This window comes from Actinoplanes sp. NPDC049265, assembly GCF_043197135.1.
GTDB lineage: Bacteria > Actinomycetota > Actinomycetes > Mycobacteriales > Micromonosporaceae > Actinoplanes.
Window position 1 is genome coordinate 475,989 of sequence record NZ_JBICSP010000001.1, and the last position, 20,194, is coordinate 496,182.

The window sequence follows — 20,194 nt, forward strand, 5'->3', positions numbered from 1 at the left end:
AGATGGACGACTACGTGCGAGCCGACGCGACGGTGACGGTCACGCTCGATGCGGACCTGGCGATGCTGCTCATGTCCGGTATCCGCCAGATGGATACGGCGTGGGTCGCGTCGCTCACCGAGGAGGAGGCCAACCGCAAGATCGAGCCCGACATCCACGCGGCTCGCAACCTGCCCAACCACATCGCCCGCGCACTTCGCGAACTGGGCGAGAAGGTGAGCACGGCCGAGGTCAGCTTCGGCACACCGGCAAAGATCATCAAGTAGCCGAAACTTGCCCCCGGCATCGTCCGGGGTGCAGGTCGTGTGGGCCGGCATCCCACACCTGACGATGGCTGCCACCAGGGAACGCGCGTGATACGGCGCCCCGGTGGGCGGCCATCACGCAATTCTGACCCGCCCCGCGCTGCGCCGTTGGTTGAGGTACCTCCCACGGCTGCCGATCCGCGCCGGGCGGCATCTGCCGAAAGGCAAGGAGGCTATCCCCTGGTGCGTCTGACACCACGCAAGGAAGAGATCGACGGCGTCAAAACCATCTTGGAAAGCGACGACTTCACCTCGGCCGACCAGATGGCCAAGGCGCTCATCAAAGAAGTCGCCGAGATGCTGTGGATGCGCGACTGGTTCGCCCTCGTCCACATCGGCAGCGCGGGAAAGGCCGGGCTGAACTGGGCGCCGTTCGCCAGTCCCGTCGAAGCGCTGAACATGGCCGAGAAGATCGCCATCGGCGGCCGATTCGGCACGGTCAAGCTCTTCAGCCCCGGTGTCCTGCTCGGCAACACCCTCGGCAAGCCGAACTGGAAAGGCTTCTGCCGCGCCGAGGGCTGCGGCCACGCCCCATTCCTGCACCTGAGCGATGGCAACGCGCGCGGCGCCTGCGGCCTCGCCTCCATGTGCACCTGCAAGAAGTACACCAAGTGACTCGGCCGACGGGGAACGAACACATGCCGCACCTGCACGAGCTTGACGACCTGCCCGCGCTGATCTCCGTGCCGCACGCCGCGAAGCTGCTCGGCCTCAGCCGGGCCTCCGCGTACCGCTACGCCGCAGCCGACGAACTGCCCATCAAACGCCTCGGCGGCCGGGTCTACGTCATCACAGCCAAGATCCGGCCGCTGATCACCGGCCAGGAGGAGCCGGTACGACCCCAATAGGAAGGAAGTGAATGGCGCGCAGGAACCGTCCGGCCACGGCGGACGAACCCCGGAAGAACAGTCGTGGCCCGATCCCGAAGGTCAAGGGCCTCACGATCTACCAGCGTGGCAACAAGTGGTCCTTCACGCTCTACGGCGAGGCGGACCTGCTCACACAGAAGCGGGAGCGACATAACCGAGGTGGGTTCGCCAGCGACTGGGACGCCTTCGACGCCGCGATGCTGCTAAAGGCCAAGCTCGCCACCGGCGACGTGGTCAAGCAGCTCCAGCCCAACACGGCCACGGTCGACGAGGTCATGGCGGTGTGGCTGGAGAGCGTCAAGCCCGTGGTCAAGGCGACCACGTACGCGAACTGGAAGATTAACCATGACGCGTACGTCTCGCCGATGATCGGCCACCACCGGATGCGGGACGCGGACGTGTTCGTGCTCAACGCCTTCTACAAGAAGCTGGGCAGCGACGGCCGGCGCCGGCCCGACAACGCCACGGCCATGTACCACTACTGGAAGGAGAACGCCCACCAGCGCGACGGCCAGGGGCCGACCTCGACGGAGATTGCCAAGGCGTGCGGCGTCACGATCTACGCCGCCAAGGCCGCGCTGACCAAGTTCCGACGCGGCCGGGTACCGACGCCGCAGCCGAGCGGCTTGGCCCGCAAATCGATCAAGAACATCCACGACATGCTGTCGCTCGTCTGGGTGGACGCGATTGGCTGGGGCTACGCGGTCACCAACGCCACGGCCAACGCGAAGCTACCCCGTGACCCCGGCGGACGGCGCATCAAGGCGCGACAGCAGCCCTGGACCGTTGACGAGTTGGCCCGGTTCCTGCACATCGCAGTGACCGACCGGTTCGCCGCACTGTGGGTTCTGGTCGCCACAACCGGCATGCGACGGTCCGAGCTAGCCGGCGTGGACGAGGACGCCATCGACTGGGAAAGGAAGCTCCTTCACGTGCGGGACACCCGGGTCGTGGCCAACGGCAAAGCGGTGGACTCCGACGGCAAGACCGAGGCCGGCTGGCGAACCATCTCCTTGGACGACTTCACCCTCAGCGAGCTGGACCGCCACGTGAAGAAGCTGGAGAAGGAGCGCAAGGACTTCGGCAAGGACTACCAGCGGACGGGCAAGCTGTTCGTCTGGCCGAAGGGCAAGATCCCGCACCCGGACACCTTCACCCGGATCTTCAACCGACTCGTCGACCAGGCGGGCCTACCGCCGATCGAGCTGCACGACATGCGGCACGTCTACATCACCCTGGCGCGCGTCCTCGGCGTGAACCGCAAGATCCTGGCCGATCGGGTCGGGCACGCCAACGAGACTGTGACGGACACCATCTACACCAACAAGACCACCGGCCATGACCGGGAGATCGCGGAGGTGGTCGGAACCGTGATCCGAGATGCGCTCAAGCAAGCGGCATGAGGGTGTAAGGACCGATTCTTACTACTGGTTTTACTACAAGCGGCCCTCCGGAGAAGATCCGGAGGGCCGCTTTCCCTGGTAGCGGGGACAGGATTTGAACCTGCGACCTCTGGGTTATGAGCCCAGCGAGCTACCGAGCTGCTCCACCCCGCGTCGGCTGGTTAACACTAGCGCAAGGCCTGAGTTACCTGCAAAACGGGTCCGGGTGGCCCGCCCCACACCGGTGAGGCGGGCCATCCGGGCCGCCGAATCAGCCGCTCGGCGTGGCGTTGGGCGACGGCGCGCCGCCGGACGGAGGGGTGGACGGCGGGTTGGTTGTGGTGGTGCCGCCGGCCGCCCGGACCGCCTCCTGGTACTTCGTCATGGCGTTGTCGAGCTGTTGCAGGGCCTGACCGTAGCGGGCGAAGTCGCCGCTCTTCTGGGCCTCGCGGGCGTTGTTGATGGCGGTGTCCAGCTCGGTGGCGGCCTGGGCCACGGGGCCGGACAAGCCGGGTGTGTTGTTGCCGGTGTTCGCGGGCGGCTGGGTGCCGCTCGGCGGGTTGTTGTTGCCGGAGGCTCGGCCCTGGTTGATCAAGGTTTGCAGGCCGCCGGCGAGGCTGTCGGCCAGGGTCACGTACTGGCTGCCGTCGCCGAAGGACATCAGGACCTTCTGGAGCAACGGGGTGGCGTTGGCCTGGGTGCCCTTGACGTAGATGGGTTCCACGTAGAGCATCCCGTCGCCGACCGGCAACGAGATCAGGTTGCCGTACAGGACCGTGGACTGGGTGGTGTTGGACAGCAGGGTCAGCTGGGATCTGACCTCGGCGTTGTTGGCCATGCGCTGGTGGACCTGGACCGGGCCGGGGATGGCGGTCTGGTCGGGTAGTTCGAGGACCTCCAGTTTGGGCTGGCCGCTGACGTAGCTGCCGGAGATCAGCGCGGCCAGGTTGTCACGGTTGCGGGGCGTGACCGCGGAGGTCAGCTGGAACCGGGTGCTGTCCTGCCCGGGCAACTGCACGTTCAGGTAGAACGGCGGCTGCTTGATGTTCTCCTGTGGCGCGTCGGGCGTGTTCGGCACCTGCCAGAAGTCCTGACCGGAGAAGTATTCGCCGGCGTCGGTGACGTGGAACTGGGCGAGCAGGTTGCGCTGCACCTTGAACAGGTCGGCGGGGTAGCGGAAGTGCGCCTCGAGCGACTTCGAGATCTGCGCCTTGGGCACGATCAGGTTGCCGCCGAACGCCTTGTTCCAGGCCTTCAGGACCGGGTCCTGGCCGTCGAACTCGTACAGCTTGACGGTGCCGTCGTACGCGTCGACGGTCGCCTTGACCGAGTTGCGCATGTAGTTGACGTTGTCCCGTTCCAGGGCGAAGGTGCCCCGGTCGGTGGTCTCGTCGCGGGTCTCGTTCTGCAGGTTGATCTGCTGCGAGTAGGGGTAGCTGTTGCTGGTCGTGTAGCCGTCCAGGATCCACTGGATGCGACCGTCGACCACGGCCGGGTACGGGTCGCCGTCGATGGTCAGGAACGGGGCGACCTTCTCGACGCGCTCGCGCGGGTTGCGTACGTACATCAACCGGCTGTTGTTGTTGACCGCGTCGGACAGGACGAAGTTGCTCTCGGTGTTTTTGATGGCGAACACGAGCCGGCGGAAGAAACTGCCGATCGGGACGCCGCCCTTGCCCTCGTAGGTGTAGCGCTCGTCGGCGGTGCCGCCGGGCTGCGGGCGGTCGAACTCGACGTTGCGGTCCTTGTCGGCCTGTCCGACGATCGCGTACTCGCTGGCCTGCTCGCCGTAGTAGACCCGCGGCTGCTCGACCTTGATCTGCTCGACCGGCGCGCAGGCCGCGTCCTGGCTGGGGTCGGCCTTCTGCTCGCCGAGGAAGCCGGAGACGAAGTGCGGAAGGCCGCTGCACACCTGGTTGGCGGGGGCGGCGACCAGGCCGTACCCGTGGGTGAAGACGGTGTGCCGGTTGAGCCAGTTGCGCTGCTGCGCGGTCAGCTGCGAGTCGTTGATCTCGCGGACGCCGACCACGTAGTCGCGGGTGTTGTCGTCGACCTTGTACCGGTCGACGTCCAGTTTGGCCCCGAAGTCGTAGAAGCCGCGGACCTGCTGCGACTGGGTGAACGCCTCGGACACCAGCTGCGGGTCGATCAGCCGGACGTTCTGGGCGCTGGAGTTCGCGGCCAGGGTCGACGGCGCCCGGGTGTTGCTCGCGGCGTACGGGCGTATATCGGTCTGGGCCAGGCCGAACGCGTCTCGGGTGGCGTTGATCGATTTCTGGATGTAGGGCGCTTCCTTGTCGGCCAGGCTGGGCTGGACGGTGAAGTTCTGCACCGCCAGCGGGTAGATGCCGCCGATGGCGACGGCCGAGATGGCCAGCAGGGCCAGCGAGACACCGGGCCAGACCAGGTTGCGCATGACCGCGTTGGAGAACACGATGATCGCCACCGCGACCACGATGGAGATGTAGGCCAGGATCTCCTTGGCCGGCAGCAGGGCGTTGACGTCGGTGTAGCCGGCGCCGTAGAGCCCCGGCGACACATGCTGCTCGAGCAGCAGGGCTCGCCGGTCGAGGATGTATGCGACTGCCTTGAGCAGCACGAACACCGCCACCAGGGTGGTCAGATGGGCCCGGGCGGCCGACGTCATGCGGTCACCGACGCCCTGCAGGCGTACCCCGCCGAAGATGTAGTGGACCGCGAGCGCGCCGATCACCGACAGCACCACCGCGGTAAAACCGACGCCCAGCAGGTATCGCCACATCGGGTAGTCGAAGACGTAGAAGCCGATGTCCACGTTGAACTGGGGGTCACGGACGCCGAACGGCTGGGCGTTCTGGAAGAGCATCCAGTCCTTCCAGCGGTTCTGGGCGCTCAGGCCGGCGAAGAACCCGATGATCACCGCGATGACGGCGATCCAGGTGCCGAGGCGCGGCGCCAGGATCATCCGGTAACGCTCCAGGGTCGCCTGCTCCGCGGAGTGCGGGCGCAGCAGCGGCCGGAGCCGGTAGGCCAGATAGAGGTTGCCGGCCACGAGCAGCGCCATCGCCGCGCCCACCGCGAGGAAGAGCAGCACCTTGGTGACCAGCTGCCCGGTGTAGACCTCGGTGAACTCGACCTCACGGAACCAGAGCAGATCGGTGTACTGGTCGATGCCCCAGCCCAGCAATGTGAAAAGAAGGAAGACCCCGACCAGGACGCCGACCGTGACGCGACCGCGCCGGCTCATCCTCGGTAGAGGGCTGTTACGCATGACCAACGTAAACCCCAACCACTAGTTTGCAACGCATTGTCAGGTGGTCGTACACGGCTTCGGTGTCCCACCGGACGTGAACGTCTTGAGCGCGGTGAGCGCGTCGTCCACCGTGGCCACCTCGGCCATCGGCAGACCGGGCACCGCGTTACGCAGCGCCTCGGCACAGTTGTCCTTGGGCACCAGGAAGATCTGGGCGCCGGCCGACTTGGCGCCGACCAGCTTCTGCGGGATGCCGCCGATCGGGCCGACCGCGCCCTCGTCGTCGATGGTCCCGGTACCAGCGATGATCTTGCCGCCGGTCAGGTCGGCCGGCTCGATCTTGTCGATGATGCCGAGCGTGAACATCAGGCCGGCGCTGGGGCCGCCGATCTCGCCCAGGTCGATGGAGATCCCGTACGGGTCGGTCTGCTTCTTGTCGATCTGCACGCCGACCCGCGGCGTCCCGTTGTCGTCCCGGGTGGTGACGCTGGCCGTGGCCGCCTTGCCGCCCCGGGTGTAGCCGATGGTCAGCGCCGTGCCGGCCGGCTTGGCCTGGATCAGCTCGGTCAGCTTGGCCGGGCTGGTCACCGGCGCGCCGTCGACCGAGGTCAGGATGTCGTCCTTGGCCAGCTTGCCGGCCGAGGCGCCGTCCGGGGACACCAGTGTCACGTACGTCTCGATGGGGTGACCGAGCTCGCGCAGCGCGACCGTCTCGGCGCTGGACTGCGAGGTCTGGAACTCCTGCTTGTTGTTCTGCTCGACCTGTTCCTCGGTCTGGTCCGGCGGATAGATCACATCGCGCGGCACGACCGCCTGATCGGTGCTGAACCAGCCGCGGATCGCCCAGACCAGCTCCACGTCGTTCTGCACGCCGACGGTGGTGAGCCGCAGCTGCCCGGCGGACGTGGAGGTCTGCCCCTTCGTCACCTGGATCACTTCTTTGCCGTTGTCCGAACCGAGCGTGTTCACCGTGGGCCCGGGCTTCAGCACGACATACGGCATGGGGACAGCCATGACCCCGATGGCCAGCAGTGCGGTGATCAGGGCGCCGAGGATGACCGTGACACCGCGACGTCTCATGCGCGTGAGAGTACCCACCTACCCTGAGTCCCCTCTGAGCTGACACCGCATCAGCACCCGGGAAGACCCGGAGTTCTCTCTGAGCTGACTTCCGGACCGGTACCGAGCGGCTTTTCGCGCGTACCGTTGACCTCGTGCCTGATATCCCGTTCGGCTTCTCCCTGCCGGGGGCCCAGCCGCCCGATCCCTCCGACCCGCAGCAGATGCAGCAGTTCATGAACCAGCTGCAGCAGATGTTCGCCGGCCAGGGCAGCGGTCCGGTCAACTGGGACCTGGCTCGCCAGGTGGCGGCGAGCCAGCTCCAATCGTCCGGCGACCCCGCCGTGACCATCGTCGAGCGCAACCAGATCGAGGAGAGCCTGCGGCTCGCCGACCTGTGGCTCGACCCGGCCTCGGCCATGCCCAGCGGCATCCGCGCGGCGGCCGGCTGGAACCGCAACGAGTGGATCTACAACACCCTCGAGGTGTGGAAAAAGCTGTGCGATCCGATCGCCGGCCGCATGGTGGGCGCCATGAGCGACCTCGTCCCCGACGAGGCCAAGGCCCAGCTCGGCCCGATGCAGTCGATGGTCGCCACGCTGGGCGGCGCGCTGTTCGGCGGCCAGCTCGGTCAGGCACTCGGCCAGCTCGCCGCCGAGGTGCTGTCGGCCGGCGACATCGGCCTGCCCCTCGGCCCCGCCGGCACGGCGGCGCTGATCCCCGCCAACATCAAGGCCTACGGCGAGGGCCTGGAGATCCCCGAGGACCAGGTCAGGCTCTACGTGGCGCTGCGCGAGGCGGCCCACCAGCGGCTGTTCCAGCACGTCCCGTGGTTGCGGGCGCACGTGCTGACCGCGGTCGAGACCTACGCGTCGGGCATCACGGTCAACCGCGACGCCATCGAAGAGGCGATGAGCCGCGTCGATCCCGCCGACCCCGAGTCGATGCAGGCCATGGCCCTCGAAGGCATTTTCACGCCCGAGGACACCCCGCAGCAGAAGGCCAGCCTGGCCCGCCTGGAGACCGCGTTGGCGCTGGTCGAGGGCTGGGTCGGGCACGTGGTCGACTCGGCCGTGGGCGACCGGCTGCCGTCGGTGAACGCGCTGGGCGAGGCGTTCCGGCGCCGGCGCGCGGCCGGGGGCCCGGCCGAGCAGACGTTCGCCGCGCTGGTCGGCCTGGAGCTGCGGCCGCGCCGGCTGCGCGAGGCGGGCGCCCTGTGGACGGCCGTGCTCGAGCACCGGGGCATCGCCGGGCGTGACGCGCTCTGGGATCACCCTGACCTGCTGCCGACCGACGAGGACTTCGCCAACCCGGTCGCGTTCGCCCAGGCGAAGCTGGATTGGGACATTTCCGAGCTCGATGGGCCTGGCGACAAAACCGACGAAGACCCCAAGAGCTAAAACCTGGGTCGTAGCGGGGTGGGTGGTGCAGACCGCTGCTCCCGCCGAGGTCGCTTCGCTCCACGTGAGTAATCGGTCGCCCCCAACCCCACCCCCAGGGCGCCATCCGCTCCGCGGACGCCGCGGGCCTACCACCGGGGAGCGCGGTGGTGGGGCAGGGCGGTGGGTCAGCCGCCCAGGAGGGCTCGGGTGTTTTCCCAGCCCTCCAGGGCCGGGTCCAGGCCGGCCAGGTCGGCCGGGCCGCGCAGGCGCCGCCACTCGGGGGTCGACTCGACGTCGCCGGGCTGCGGGGCAGACTTGCGCAGCGCCATCGGGGTTGCGGCGTTGAGGTCGTGGTCGGCCAGCCAGTCCGGCGGCGGGAGTTGCGTGGCCACGCCAAGGCCCGGTGCCACGGCGACCGGCTTGCGTTCCAGTGGTCGCAGAAGCTTGCCCAGGACCAGGCCGGGCACGTCGGGGGCGTCGGCGGCGATGACGGCCGCCTGGTCGAAGCCGTCCTTGGCCGCCGCCTCGAGCACGGGACGGATGGTGGCGGTCGCCACGTCGTAGATCGTCGTACCGGGCCAGGCGATCTCGTCGGCCAGTCCCCGGTCGGCCGGCGTGGCGGCGATGGCCGGTGTGGCCTGTGCCAGCCGGGCCAGCAGGTCAACCAGGTCCTCGGCCATGGCCGCCCGCCACGCTTCGAGATCAACCCCGGGCGGCGACCACGTCACCGGCACGAGCAGAGCCACCACCACACGCCTCACCACGAGCGCGAGGCTACCCCGCTTCGCCCGCCATGAGACCGGCGCCAACAGCCGGGGCCGCGCTCGGCGGTTCACTGCTCCCTTCGAGCTCGGCTCTTCCGCCAGGCTCGGACCTACCACCAAGCTCGGGAATGCCGGGTCGCCTGCGGCAGGCGCGGCGGGGCCGCGAAGCGGGTGAGGGTGACCACTCACGCACGTGGAGCGAAGCGACCCTCGGCGGGAGCAGCGGTCTGCACCACCCACCCAGCTACGACCGCAAGCCCTTGATCTTTATTCATCGCCCATGACGAGGCCGGTGGCCGCGCTGATGCCTTCGAGGTAGCCGCGGGCGCGTTCCGACTTGGGGTAGCGGTTGACCAGGTCCCAGAAGCGGGCCGAGTGACTGGGGACGACCAGGTGGGCCAGCTCGTGCAGGAGCACGTAGTCGATCACCCAGTCGGGCATCTCCTGGATGCGGTGGGAGATGCGGATCGTGCCGTCGTCGGGGGTGCAGCTGCCCCAGCGGCCGTTCTGGTTGGTCACCCAGCGGACGCTCGCGGGCGTGACCCGGCGGGCGTGGTCGGGCAGGTAGCGCGTGGTGAGACGCTGCGCGCGGGCCGCCAGCTCGTCGTCGCTACGCTGTACGCGCTCCTCGCGGGCGGCGAGACGGGCGAGCATGCGCTCGACCCACTCCATCTCCTCGGCGCGGGAGAAGCGGTCCGGGATGAGGACGACGACGCGTTCGCCGTCACGATACGCGGACACGGTCCGACGCCGGCGCTGGCTGCGGCGCACTTCGACGACAGGCTTGCGTGTCCGGGCCATTACCGGCTCGCGGGGCCCAGTTTCGGGTTCACATAAGGACGCTAATCCGTGAGACCCATGTCACCGCAAGGGTACTGGGAACGACACGCGCCGGAAAAACGAGCTTCGTACCCGACTGACCGAAAAGATTTTTCCAGACCGCAACAGCGGAGGCCGTACCCCACCACAAAACGGATCACCGCACGACGCACTCGTCCCGTTTGGGAGCTTCTGAGCGTATTCCTCGGCGTGTCCCGACATATCTGCCTAAAAAGGGCGTGATCGCGTCGCACACTCTCGCTGTCGGCAACTCAGCCGACGCTGCGCTGACATGGAAACGGCCTGACCTGGGTATCGTCCGCCGCGGAAAGGCGGCCGCATCCCGTGGTCGCGGAGCGGTCCAGCGCCGAACACAGGTCGCGGCTGAGCGCCGCGAGCCGGGCACCGGGCCGGCCGGGCCGGCGAACATGACGAGGAGGAACCGTGGCCGACAACACGTACAACGGCTACTGCGTGAAGTGCAAGGAGAAGCGCGACTTCCAGGGCACCGTGGAGGTCTCGAAGACGGGCATGAACATGGCCAAGGGCAAGTGCCCGGTCTGTGGCACGACCGTCAACCGCATCCTGGGCAAGGCCAAGGCCTGACCAGGTAGGACCTGAACGAGGGGCGGCTCCGGCCGCCCCTCACCCGGCCGAGGCCGTAACTTGTGGTCGCACGCACACGTTGAGTAAGTAGCCACAGGCCTGTGGATAACTTGTGCACCGCTGTGGACAACCGTGCGTGAGGCCACCACCGCCCTGTGGATAACTTCCCCTGACCGCGACGGCACAGTGACAACCTGTCACCCATGCCCCTCCAGCGTCCGGTTCTGATCCCCGGCGTACCCCGCCTGCGCCGCGGCCCGCACACCCTGCACCTGGGCGTGACCCGCCCGGTCCTGATCGACCTGCCCGGCCACGACCCCGCGGCGCTCCTCGACCTGATCGACGGCACCCGCACCGACCGGCTGCTGATCAGCCACGCGTCCCGGCTGGGCATACCGCCGCCGACCACCCGCGCGCTGATCGAGACGCTGACGGCGGCCGGCCTACTGATGCCCGCGCTTCCCCGTGAACCCGCCGGTTCCGAGGCGGCCGCGCTGGCCCACTCCGGCTGTGCCGACATCGCCACCGTGCTGCGACGACGGGCGCGTGCGGTGGTGCGGGTGTGCGGCGAGGGCCGGCTGGGCGCCGGCGTGGCCGTGGCGCTGGCGTCGGCCGGGATCGGCCACATCGAGATCGACCTGCCAGGTGCGGTGACCGCGGCCGAACTGCCCGGCGGTCCGCTCACAGCCGAGGACGTGGGCCGGCCGCGCGGGGAAGCGGTCGCCGCGGCCCTGTCCCGGCTGACTTCGGAGATCAAGACCAGTCCGGTACGCAACCGCGCGATCAGCCTGCAGATCCAGCTCCGCCATCGCGAGCCGGTGGCCCTGCTGGCCGCGTCCCTGGCCCGTCGGCGGCGGCCGCACCTGTTGCTGGGGCTGCGCGAGGGGGTGGCGGTTGTCGGGCCGTTCGTGCCGGCGTCCGGTGGGCCGTGCCTGCTCTGCGTCGACCTGCACCGCCGCGACCGCGACCCCGGCTGGTCGGAGCCCACGACGACAGCCGAGCCGGCAACGGTGGCGGTGCTGCTGGCGGCCACGGCGTACGCGGTTGCGGAAGCGCTGACCTTCCTCGACGGCGGCGCACCCGAGACCGTGGGCGCATCGGTCGACATCAGCCGGCCCGGCCGTCATCGCCGCCGGTCCTGGCATCCGCATCCGGCCTGCCAGTGCTCTCGCGAGCGGCGGATCCTCCGGTGACTATCGCGGTGCGCAGGAGCGTGAGGGCTTCGTGGCGGGCGCCGGTGAAAGGTGGGTCTTGGGGTCCGGGCGCTGGGGTCGGCGGCGCTGGAGGTTCGGCCGCTGGGGTCAGCGGGGCCGGGGGTTCGGCCGCTGGGGTCAGCGGGGCCGGGGGTTCGGCCGCTGGGGTCAGCGGGGCCGGAGGTTCGGCCACTGGGGTCAGCGGGTCTGGTCGGGCTGCTGGGGTCGGCGGGGCGGGAGGTCCGGATGCCGGGATCAGCGGGACCGGGCGGGGAGTGGCCGACACGGCGGCGCGGAGAGGGGCGATCAGGGCCGGTCCCCAGGTGCCGCCGATCACGACCTGGGCCGGGTCGGTCAGGGCCACGACGGCGGCGATCACGCCGGTGACGGCTTCGGTCAGGGCGGGGACGGCGCCGGCTTCCAAGAGCTTGGGTACGTCGATCGCGGTCGACCCGGCACGCCGGAGACCCAGGGCGGCGAAGACCTCGGTGAAGCGGACGGCCCGGCCATCGGGACCGGTGGTGATCATGTGCGAGATCTCGCCGGCCAGGCCGCCGTGGCCTCGCCTGATCTCGCCGTCGCTGACGATTGCGCAGCCCAGTCCCTCACCCAGATAGAGGTAGGCGAAGTCGGCGCCGGCCCGCTCCCGCGCGGCCCGGGCCGCCCAGTTGACGTCGTTGTCGACGACTACCGGACCGTCCACCAGCGGGGCGAGCACCGCCACCGGATCGAGCGCGCCGACCAGAAACGGCGAGTCGGGCAGCTCGACCAGGCGGCCGGTGGCCCGATCGACGGGGTCGGCGGCACTGACCACCGCGAGCCGCGGCCGTCTCGGGGTGGTCAGCGGTGTCCGCCGTTGCTGCCCTCCGCCCGTGGCGTCGCCACCCGCCGCCGTCCCGCCACCCGCGGTCCCGCCACTCGCCGCCGTCCCGCCACCCGCGGTCCCGCCACCCGCCGCCGTCCCGCCACCCGCGGTCCCGCCACCCGCCGCGGTCCCGGCATTCGCCGCCATCCGACCGCCCGCCGTTGTGCCCCCGCCCGCCGTCGTACCGCTGCCCACCGATACGCCGCCGTCTGCCGATGCGCCGCCGTCTGCCGATGCGCCGCCGTCGGCCGCCATCTGGGCGTCTGTCGCCGTCCCCGCGCTTGCCGTCTCGCGGTCGGCCTCGCTGTTGTCCAGCGCGACGACTCCTGATGCGGTGAGCACCTCCATTACCGCGGCGTAGAGAGTGGTGGCGACCTCCGAGGGGCGGTGGATCGCCATTGTGACCTCGGCGATCGTCTCGCCGTAGGCGTTGAGGCACTCGGCTCTGACTCCTGCGGGTGCGATGCTGACCGCCAGGGCCGTGCCCGCCGAGGGCGCCAGCGCGTAGTAGGAGCCGACGCGGCCCTTGCCGCGACCACCGGCCGTGCGCTCGCCGGTGTCGACCACCAGGCCACGCTCGGTCAACCGCCGGACACTCTCGCCCGCGGTCGGTTTCGAGATGCCGACCATCGCCGCCAGCTCGGCCCGGGTCAGCCGGCGGGTCGTCATCAAGGCCCGCAGGACGGTTTCGTCGGTCTGAGCGCCCACCGGATCCATACCCGAGATTCTAGACAGGCCCCTTGCCCAGAAAGGCACCCACCCCGTACTCTCACCCGTACAAGTAAGGACCATTGACCAGAAGGAGCTGACCGCCGTGGCCGCGCCGACCATGACCCTTCCCGCCCTTCCGCACTGGGAGGAGACACCAGCCGACCTCAAGGCGGCCATCCGCGAGATCAAGGTGGCATTGCGGGCGCGGATCGCCGCGTCCGGTCGCACCGTCGACGAGGTCTTCACGGTGGTCGAGCGGCGCATCCGGGCCGAGGTGGAAGACATCGCGGCGGCGCGTGAGCGGGGCGAGACGGTGTGGCCGGTGATCGAGTGGTCCGACATCGCCGCCGGCACGGTCAGCCCTGAGCAGCTGGCGCTGCTGCGGCGGCGTGGTTGTCTGGTGGTGCGCGGGCATTTCGAGCGCGAGCAGGCGCTGGGCTGGGATCGAGACATCGTCGACTATGTCGAGAGCAACCGGTTCTTTGAGAACTACCGCGGGCCCGGTGACGACTTCTTCGGCAGCGTCGGGTCAAAGCCAGAGATCTACCCGATCTACTGGTCGCCGGCGCAGATGCAGGCGCGGCAAAGCGACCGGATGGCCACGGTGCAGGCGTTCCTCAACGCGCAGTGGAAGCACGAGTCCGAGGGTGGGCGGTGGTTCGACCCGGGGCGTGACTCGCTCTACCCCGACCGGATCCGGCGGCGTCCGGAGGGCGCTGATTCCAACGGCTTGGGTACTCACCTGGATCCGGGCACGCTCGACCTGTGGATGACCGAGGCCTACCAGCGCGCGTTCCGCCACCTGTTCGACGGCACGGTCGAGGAGTATGACCCGTGGGACGCCGCCTATCGCACGGCCGGCCCGCAATATCCGGGTTCGACAATGTGCTCGGCCTTCCGGACGTTCCAGGGCTGGACGGCCCTGTCCGACATGGCTCATGACCAGGGCGTCCTGCACACGGTGCCGATCCCGGGCGCCATGGCCTACCTGATGCTCCGCCCCCTGCTGAGCGACGTCCCCGACGACGACATGTGCGGTGTCACGGTCAATCAGGTCTTCCCGGCCAACGAGCGCTGGCATCCGCTGCTGATGGAGGCGCTGTCCGGCATCCCCGACGTCCAGGCCGGCGACTCAGTCTGGTGGCACTGCGACATGATCCACAGTGTGGCGCCGGTCCGCTCCCAGCGCGGCTGGGGCAACGTGATGTACATCCCGGCCGCCCCATGGTGCCCCCGCAACGAGGCCTACGCCGAGAACATCCGCGCCGCCTTCGCCTCTGGCGAGAGCCCCAACGACTTCCCACCCGAGCACTACGAGCGCACCTGGCCCAACCGCTTCCAAGCCGCCAACCTAAGCCCGACCGCCCGACGCGGCCTCGGCCTCCAGTAATCCGAGCCCCAACCGCAGCGCCCCGCCCCCGGCTTCCGCTTAATCTCCTTCCGCTTCGTCTCCTTCCGCTGAGCCCACCGCCGCACCTTCAAGCTGGATGTCGGTGAGCGCCCCTACGGTGCCCGGGCGGCGCCTACGTGGCGCTGACGTCCAGTGCGGTGACCGGTAGGGAGCTGGCGAGTGCCGGCCGTGCGGGTGCGGGCCAGCGCAGGTGCCGGCCAGCGCAGGTGCCGGCCAGCGCAGGTGCGGGCCAGCGCAGATCCCGGCCAGCGCAGATCCCGGCCGTACGGGTGCCGGCCGTACGGGTGCCGGCCGTACGGGTGCCGGCCAACGAGAATGCGCGCCGCCCCGGGTGCCGACCAGCACGAGCGCGGCCGCACCGGGTGCCGACCAGCGCGGATGCGGGAGGTGCGGGTTGCTTCACACCGGCCGCCGCACCCTGGATAGTGGCGGACTGATCAGGCGCTTGACTCACTACCTCCTCGGGCACACCGCCCAGCGCCGCTACGCCAGCGGGATCGGCGCCCTGAGCAAGATCCGGCGGGAGGCGCGAGGACGGTCTTGGTGAACCGGACATTGTCTGGCTTATGCGTCATATAGAGCGCACCGGGCGGACGATGCCCTCGTGGTCAGTAACAATGATCGGGTGAGCGATATACCGCGGCGGGCGGCGGCCCGGACTGCCAGGCTGGCCGCACTGCCGCTCGGGTTCGCCGGGCGGACGGCTCTGGGGCTGGGTAAGCGGGCGGTTGGTGCTGCCGCGGAGGTGATCTCCGCGGATATTCAGCAGCGGACGGCCGAGCAGCTCTTCAGCGTGTTGGGGCAGCTCAAGGGCGGCGCGATGAAGTTTGGCCAGGCGCTGTCGGTGCTTGAGGCGGCCATGCCCGACGAGATGGCGGGGCCGTACCGGCAGGCGCTCACCAAACTGCAGGAGGCGGCGCCGCCCATGCCGGTGGCGAACGTGCACAAAGCGCTGGCCGAGCAGTTGGGGGCGGACTGGCGGGACAAATTCGCCGAGTTCGACGACTCGCCGGCCGCCGCCGCCAGCATCGGACAAGTGCACCGGGCCGTGTGGAAGCTGCCGCCCAGCCGGAAGGGGGCCAAGCCCAAGACAGTGCCGGTCGCGGTCAAGATTCAGTATCCGGGGGCGGCGGAGGCGTTGCTCTCGGACCTGAAGCAGCTGTCGCGGCTGGCCGGCATGTTCAAGATCATTCAGCCTGGCATGGACATCAAGCCGCTGGTCAACGAGCTGCGTGAGCGGATTGTCGAGGAGCTCGACTACGCGATGGAGGCGGAGGCCCAGACGGCCTTCGCTGACGGCTACGCGGACGACGACGAGATCTACGTGCCGCGGGTGGTCGCGCACGCCGAGCGGGTGCTGGTCACCGAGTGGGTGGACGGTACGCCGCTGGCCAAAGTGATCTCGGACGGCACCCGGGAGGAGCGGGACGAGGCGGGACGGCTGATGGCCATCCTGCACTTCTCGGCGCCGGCCCGGACGGGACTGCTGCATGCCGACCCGCACCCGGGGAACTTCCGGATCCTGCCGGACGGGCGGCTCGGCGTGATCGACTTCGGTGCGGTGGCCCGGCTCCCGGGCGGGCACCCGGAACCCATCGGGCGGCTGGTCCGGCTGGCGCTGGGCGGCGACGCTCAGGGCGTCGCGGACGGACTTCGGGACGAAGGGTTCATCAAACCGGAGGACGACATCGACGCCGAGGCTGTGCTCAAGTTCCTGCGGCCGATGATCGAGCCGGTCGCGGTGGACGAGTTCCGGTTCACCCGGGCGTGGCTGCGCGGCGAGGCGCAGCGGCTCTCCAGCCCGCGGTCGCCGGCCTACCAGCTCAGCCGCAAGCTCAACCTGCCACCGTCGTACCTGCTGATCCACCGGGTCACGATCGGCTCGATCGGGGTGCTGTCGCAGCTCGAAGCCGAGGCGCCCTACCGCGCGATCCTGCAGAAGTGGCTCCCGGGCTTCGCCCCGGTCGCCTGAGGGACGCGCAGACGTCGCAGACCCCGCGGGTAAGCAAAGCGGCACCGGCTGCGTGGGAAGCGAAGCGCCACCGGGCTTCGCGGGAAGCAAAGCGCCACCGGGCTCCGAGGGAAAGCAAAGGGGCTACCGGGCCTCGCCATGGACAGCGCAGGGGCACCGAATCTCTGCGCGAGCCATTCGACCACCGGTACGCCAGGCCCACCAAACACGAGAACGAGCGCTGACCGATCAGCGGGCACGGGAAAGGCCCCGTCCGCCGACGGGGCCTTTCCTTACCGCGGTGCAGTGAAGCGTCAGAGCCTTGATCAGAGCGGACGACCACCCAGCTCCCGAGCGGCGCGGTGACGCGCCTCCATGGCTACTCGGCGAGCGGAGCGGTACGCCTCAGGATCGGCCTGAGGCCGACGCATTCGGGCTCGGGACAGCGCTTCTTGGATGAGTCTCATCTTCGGTGCTCCGTTCAAAGTCATTTCGGTCGTCTCTCGGGTCGGGGTGTCGATGGTGATGGTGGTCATCTCGTCAGGCCGCCAGTCGGACGGCGTCGCGCTCGAGGCCGTTGGCCGCGAGGCGCTCCTCGGTCTCGGCCTTGAGCTCGGCGTCGCGTGCGACGTCCGCCTTACGCGGACGACCGCGGGGCCGCTTGCGCGGAACCACAGCGCCACGCTCAAAGATCTCGCCGCCCCAGACTCCCCAGGGCTCAGCGCGCTCGACCGCACCGGCCAGGCACTCGACGCGCAGCGGGCAGTCCCCGCAGAGCGACTTGGCCAGTTCCAGCTGGGCCGGCGACTCGGAGAACCACAGGTCCGGGTCGAACTTCCGACAGGGCAGGTTTGCCTCGATCTCGACGCTCACGTCGTGCGGGGCCAGCGCCAGACTCATAAAGCCCGGTCACCTCTCTCTTCGATCGATCTTCTGGATCGCCGTACAGGTGCTGCGTCCCGGTTGTAGGGCCGGGAAAATAAGTAAGGCCGCGGATCCCGGTTATCGGGTTCCGCGGCCTCGAGGTGAGCCGGCTCGGTCTGTCGATCAGACCGGCCTTCCTCGAGGCGGGACACCACTGGCACCATCCGTCTTGATTACGGAGCCATTGCTGCCCACGAACCCATCGCGACCCATGAGGGTCACCTTGGTGCCGTATTCGCCGCCGCGCCGCTTGGCCTGACCCAGCTCGGCCTGGATCTGGACCTGGTGCACCCGCGAAAGCGAAGCCCGGTGTGCCACGGCGGCAGACGCGGGGAACTGAGCGCAGGCAGGCGTCAGCGGCATGGACGGTCGTCCAGTCGTGTAGATCTCCATCGGTGCCACCTCCTCCAGAAAACTGCGCTCGGACCTGCTCGGAACCCCTCGGGACAAGACCGCTCCCTCAAGGTGTGCACTGAGGCTATGCCTCGCGTAGCAGCGAGGGCAAACGAATTAACGGACTAGTTTTCAAAGTTTTCCTGAGCAAGATCATCGGGGCTCCGACCAGCCACCAGAGCAAAGACGGAGGCGCCGTACTGGCCCAGCTTGCGGGGTCCGATGCCGGCGATCGCGAGCAGTTCCGCGGGGGCCGTCGGCTTGCGTTCGGCCAGGGCCACCAGGGTGGCATCGGTAAACACCACATAGGCGGGAACATCCAGCTCGGACGCGGTCCGGGTGCGCCACTCGGACAGCCGATCGTAGAGATCCTGGTCGATGTCGGACGGGCACGTGGGGCAGCGGCCGAGCTTGCGGTCGGCCCCGGCGAGCAGGGTCGCGCCGCAGATCCGGCAGGACGACACCTTGGTGCGGCGGTCGGGTTTCCGACTCAGGCTGGACGCGCCGCCGGCACGCTCCGGGCCGCCTCCGCCGCGGCGTTCCAGCTGGGGCAGGAACCGGCAGGGCCGACGGGCGCGGCCGCCGCCGGAACGGGTCTGCCCGTACGACAACCAGAGCCACTGCCGCGCCCGCGTGACCCCGACATAGAGCAGCCGCCGTTCCTCCTCGATCTGCTCGGTGGTCTTCGCGTACGTGGTCGGCAGCGTCCCGTCCGACAGACCGACCAGGAACACCGCGTCCCACTCCAGGCCCTTGGCCGAGTGCAGCGACGCGAGCGTCACCCCCTCGACCGTGGGCGCGTGCTGCTGCTCGGCCCGGTGGTGCAGCTCGGCCACGAACTCGGACAGGGACGGATCACGCTGCACCGCCGCGCCGTCGCCGATCGGATGGATGGCCGGCGACCGGGCGAAGTCCTCGGCCAGCGCGACCAGGGCGGCGAGGGCTTCCCACTGTTCCCGCGCGGCTCCACCGGCCGGCGGCGTGTCCCGCGACCAGGCCAGCGCGGCGAGCGCCTCGACAACCGCGGAGACCAGGGGCGTCTCGCCGGGAATGGACCGGGTGGCCGACCGGAGGGCGATCATCGCCCGGCGGATCTCGGCCCGTTCGAAGAACCGCTCGGCCCCCCGGACGACGTACGGCACCTCGGCCTCGGCCAGCGCCTTCTCGTACGTCTCGGACTGCGCGTTGGTGCGAAACAGCACCGCGATCTCGCTGGCCGGCGTGCCCGTACCGATCAGCTCCTTGCATCGGCGCGCGACCGCGACCGCCTCACCGGGCTCGTCCGGAAAGATCTTCAGCTCGGGCTCGGCCCCGGCCGGCCGCTGCCCCTGAAGTTCCAGCCGCAGCTTGGCCTCGCTCCCCCGGGCCTGCTTGATCACCGCGTTGGCCAGGCCGACCACCTGCGGCGTGGAGCGGTAGTCGCGGACCAGCCGGACCACCACGGCCTCGCGCCGCAGGCGGGGGAAGTCGATCAGGTACGCCGAGGTCGCGCCGGTGAACGAGTAGATGGTCTGGCTGGCGTCGCCGACCACGGTCAGGTCGTCGCGGCCGCCCAGCCACGCCTCCAGCAGCCGCTGCTGGAGCGGGTTGACGTCCTGGTACTCGTCCACGACGAAGTGGCGGTACTGCGCGCGGATCTGCTCGGCCACGTCGGGGTGCTCCTCGATGCCCCAGACCGCGGCGCGCAGCATGTCCTCGAAGTCGATCACGCCCTGGCGGCGTTTGAGTTCCTCGTACGCGGTGAAGACCTCGGCGACCTTGGCCGGGTCGTACGGTGGCTCGCGCAGCGCTTTGGCCGCCGCCACCGCGTATTCGGCCGGCTCGACCAGCGACGACTTGGCCCACTCGATCTCGGCGGCCAGGTCGCGGGCGCCGGTGCGGTCGGCCCGGACGTTGACCCGGGCGGCGGCCAGGGCGACCAGCCGCGCCTTGCTCTCCAGCAACTCGGGCATCGCCCGGCCCTCGAGCAGCCGCGGCGCGAAGTAGCGCACCTGGCGCAGCGCGGCCGAGTGGAAGGTGCGTGCCTGCACGCCGCCGGCGCCGAGGCCGGTGAGCCGGGCCCGCATCTCGGCCGCCGCCCGCGCGGTGAAGGTGACCGCCAGCACGTGCCGGCCGCTGATCTCGCCGGTGATCGTGCGGTACGCGATCCGGTGTGTGATCGACCGGGTCTTGCCCGTGCCCGCCCCGGCCAGGATGCAGACCGGCCCCGCGGGAGCGGTCACCGCCTTACGCTGATCGGGATCCAGCCCGGCGAGCACACGTTCCGCTGTCACAGTCGGGAATCATGGCACCCCGGTATGACGTTTCCTCTCAAGGCACCGTGCCGAG

Annotated in this window: 17 protein-coding genes and 1 tRNA gene; 9 read left to right on the forward strand and 9 right to left on the reverse strand. The window is 69.5% G+C overall.

Going from position 1 to position 20,194, the window contains the following annotated elements:
• Positions 1-2: 2 nt before the first annotated feature.
• The 4 genes from ACGFIO_RS02340 (at position 3) to ACGFIO_RS02355 (ending at position 2,577) form a co-directional block, all read left to right on the forward strand.
• The gene (locus tag ACGFIO_RS02340; protein ID WP_392820948.1) at positions 3-266 is read left to right on the forward strand and encodes a hypothetical protein; all 264 of its coding nucleotides are present in this window, start codon (positions 3-5) and stop codon (positions 264-266) included.
• A 147-nt stretch (positions 267-413) separates the two neighbouring features.
• Positions 414-920, forward strand: a complete 507-nt coding sequence (locus ACGFIO_RS02345; protein WP_392820950.1) for a hypothetical protein — start codon at positions 414-416, stop codon at positions 918-920.
• A complete protein-coding gene (locus tag ACGFIO_RS02350; RefSeq protein WP_392820952.1) occupies positions 917-1,153 on the forward strand; it encodes a helix-turn-helix domain-containing protein in 237 nt (78 codons plus the stop codon). Before ACGFIO_RS02345 ends, ACGFIO_RS02350 begins: the two co-directional genes overlap by 4 nt.
• Positions 1,154-1,164: 11 nt before the next feature.
• On the forward strand, positions 1,165-2,577 hold the full coding sequence (locus ACGFIO_RS02355) for a tyrosine-type recombinase/integrase (RefSeq protein WP_392820955.1): 1,413 nt from the start codon (positions 1,165-1,167) through the stop codon (positions 2,575-2,577).
• A gap of 76 nt (positions 2,578-2,653) precedes the next feature.
• Here the strand turns inward: ACGFIO_RS02355 and ACGFIO_RS02360 are convergent.
• The 3 genes from ACGFIO_RS02360 to ACGFIO_RS02370 all read right to left on the reverse strand — a co-directional run bounded on the left by ACGFIO_RS02360 (position 2,654) and on the right by ACGFIO_RS02370 (position 6,868).
• Positions 2,654-2,730 (reverse strand) — tRNA-Met (locus ACGFIO_RS02360).
• 97 nt (positions 2,731-2,827) lie between these two features.
• Positions 2,828-5,782: a UPF0182 family protein gene (locus tag ACGFIO_RS02365; RefSeq protein WP_392820957.1), complete on the reverse strand. Its 2,955-nt coding sequence runs from the start codon at positions 5,780-5,782 to the stop codon at positions 2,828-2,830.
• Positions 5,783-5,845: 63 nt separating this feature from the next.
• Positions 5,846-6,868, reverse strand: coding sequence for a PDZ domain-containing protein (locus ACGFIO_RS02370; protein ID WP_392820960.1), 1,023 nt, complete (start codon positions 6,866-6,868; stop codon positions 5,846-5,848).
• A 134-nt stretch (positions 6,869-7,002) separates the two neighbouring features.
• Between ACGFIO_RS02370 and ACGFIO_RS02375 the strand changes: the two genes are divergently transcribed.
• Positions 7,003-8,247, forward strand: a complete 1,245-nt coding sequence (locus ACGFIO_RS02375) for a zinc-dependent metalloprotease (RefSeq protein ID WP_392820963.1) — start codon at positions 7,003-7,005, stop codon at positions 8,245-8,247.
• A gap of 167 nt (positions 8,248-8,414) precedes the next feature.
• Here ACGFIO_RS02375 and ACGFIO_RS02380 read toward each other — a convergent pair whose 3' ends face one another.
• On the reverse strand, positions 8,415-8,993 hold the full coding sequence (locus tag ACGFIO_RS02380) for a hypothetical protein (RefSeq protein WP_392820966.1): 579 nt from the start codon (positions 8,991-8,993) through the stop codon (positions 8,415-8,417).
• A 267-nt stretch (positions 8,994-9,260) separates the two neighbouring features.
• Entirely contained in the window at positions 9,261-9,794 is a 534-nt protein-coding gene (locus ACGFIO_RS02385) for a M48 family metallopeptidase (protein WP_392820969.1), read from the reverse strand.
• A gap of 462 nt (positions 9,795-10,256) precedes the next feature.
• Between ACGFIO_RS02385 and ACGFIO_RS02390 the strand changes: the two genes are divergently transcribed.
• Both ACGFIO_RS02390 and ACGFIO_RS02395 read left to right on the forward strand, forming a co-directional pair.
• Positions 10,257-10,418 carry a DUF5679 domain-containing protein gene (locus tag ACGFIO_RS02390; protein ID WP_015625326.1) on the forward strand — a complete coding sequence of 54 codons (162 nt, stop codon included), beginning with the start codon at positions 10,257-10,259 and terminating at the stop codon, positions 10,416-10,418.
• Between the two features lie 203 nt (positions 10,419-10,621).
• The gene (locus tag ACGFIO_RS02395; protein ID WP_392820972.1) at positions 10,622-11,611 is read left to right on the forward strand and encodes a ThiF family adenylyltransferase; all 990 of its coding nucleotides are present in this window, start codon (positions 10,622-10,624) and stop codon (positions 11,609-11,611) included.
• Here ACGFIO_RS02395 and ACGFIO_RS02400 read toward each other — a convergent pair.
• Entirely contained in the window at positions 11,526-13,193 is a 1,668-nt protein-coding gene (locus ACGFIO_RS02400; protein WP_392820974.1) for an ROK family protein, read from the reverse strand. The two genes, ACGFIO_RS02395 and ACGFIO_RS02400, sit on opposite strands and share 86 nt — an antisense overlap.
• Positions 13,194-13,290: 97 nt before the next feature.
• On the opposite strand from ACGFIO_RS02400, the gene ACGFIO_RS02405 reads away from it, so the two are divergent.
• Positions 13,291-14,577, forward strand: a complete 1,287-nt coding sequence (locus tag ACGFIO_RS02405; protein ID WP_392820977.1) for a YbiU family protein — start codon at positions 13,291-13,293, stop codon at positions 14,575-14,577.
• 646 nt (positions 14,578-15,223) lie between these two features.
• Positions 15,224-16,570 carry an ABC1 kinase family protein gene (locus ACGFIO_RS02410; RefSeq protein ID WP_392820979.1) on the forward strand — a complete coding sequence of 449 codons (1,347 nt, stop codon included), beginning with the start codon at positions 15,224-15,226 and terminating at the stop codon, positions 16,568-16,570.
• A 519-nt stretch (positions 16,571-17,089) separates the two neighbouring features.
• On the opposite strand, the gene ACGFIO_RS02415 is transcribed toward ACGFIO_RS02410, so the two are convergent.
• From ACGFIO_RS02415 to ACGFIO_RS02425, 3 genes are all read right to left on the reverse strand, one after another.
• Complete coding sequence (locus tag ACGFIO_RS02415; RefSeq protein WP_392820982.1) at positions 17,090-17,449, reverse strand: WhiB family transcriptional regulator; 360 nt, start codon at positions 17,447-17,449, stop codon at positions 17,090-17,092.
• Between the two features lie 147 nt (positions 17,450-17,596).
• Positions 17,597-17,866 carry a hypothetical protein gene (locus ACGFIO_RS02420; RefSeq protein ID WP_392820985.1) on the reverse strand — a complete coding sequence of 90 codons (270 nt, stop codon included), beginning with the start codon at positions 17,864-17,866 and terminating at the stop codon, positions 17,597-17,599.
• Positions 17,867-17,991: 125 nt separating this feature from the next.
• Positions 17,992-20,139 (reverse strand): ATP-dependent DNA helicase UvrD2, encoded by a 2,148-nt coding sequence (locus tag ACGFIO_RS02425; RefSeq protein WP_392820988.1) that lies wholly within the window; start codon positions 20,137-20,139, stop codon positions 17,992-17,994.
• Positions 20,140-20,194 lie beyond the last annotated feature (55 nt).

What these genes read in the sequence shown, in the direction of transcription:
- ACGFIO_RS02365 (WP_392820957.1), bottom strand. Translation starts at nt 5,782, where the DNA reads ATGAGCCGGCGCGGTCGCGTCACGGTCGGCGTCCTGGTCGGGGTCTTC.
- ACGFIO_RS02370 (WP_392820960.1), bottom strand. Translation starts at nt 6,868, where the DNA reads ATGAGACGTCGCGGTGTCACGGTCATCCTCGGCGCCCTGATCACCGCA.
- ACGFIO_RS02340 (WP_392820948.1), top strand. Translation starts at nt 3, where the DNA reads ATGGACGACTACGTGCGAGCCGACGCGACGGTGACGGTCACGCTCGAT.
- ACGFIO_RS02355 (WP_392820955.1), top strand. Translation starts at nt 1,165, where the DNA reads ATGGCGCGCAGGAACCGTCCGGCCACGGCGGACGAACCCCGGAAGAAC.
- ACGFIO_RS02420 (WP_392820985.1), bottom strand. Translation starts at nt 17,866, where the DNA reads ATGGAGATCTACACGACTGGACGACCGTCCATGCCGCTGACGCCTGCC.
- ACGFIO_RS02385 (WP_392820969.1), bottom strand. Translation starts at nt 9,794, where the DNA reads ATGGCCCGGACACGCAAGCCTGTCGTCGAAGTGCGCCGCAGCCAGCGC.
- ACGFIO_RS02395 (WP_392820972.1), top strand. Translation starts at nt 10,622, where the DNA reads ATGCCCCTCCAGCGTCCGGTTCTGATCCCCGGCGTACCCCGCCTGCGC.
- ACGFIO_RS02415 (WP_392820982.1), bottom strand. Translation starts at nt 17,449, where the DNA reads ATGAGTCTGGCGCTGGCCCCGCACGACGTGAGCGTCGAGATCGAGGCA.
- ACGFIO_RS02400 (WP_392820974.1), bottom strand. Translation starts at nt 13,193, where the DNA reads ATGGATCCGGTGGGCGCTCAGACCGACGAAACCGTCCTGCGGGCCTTG.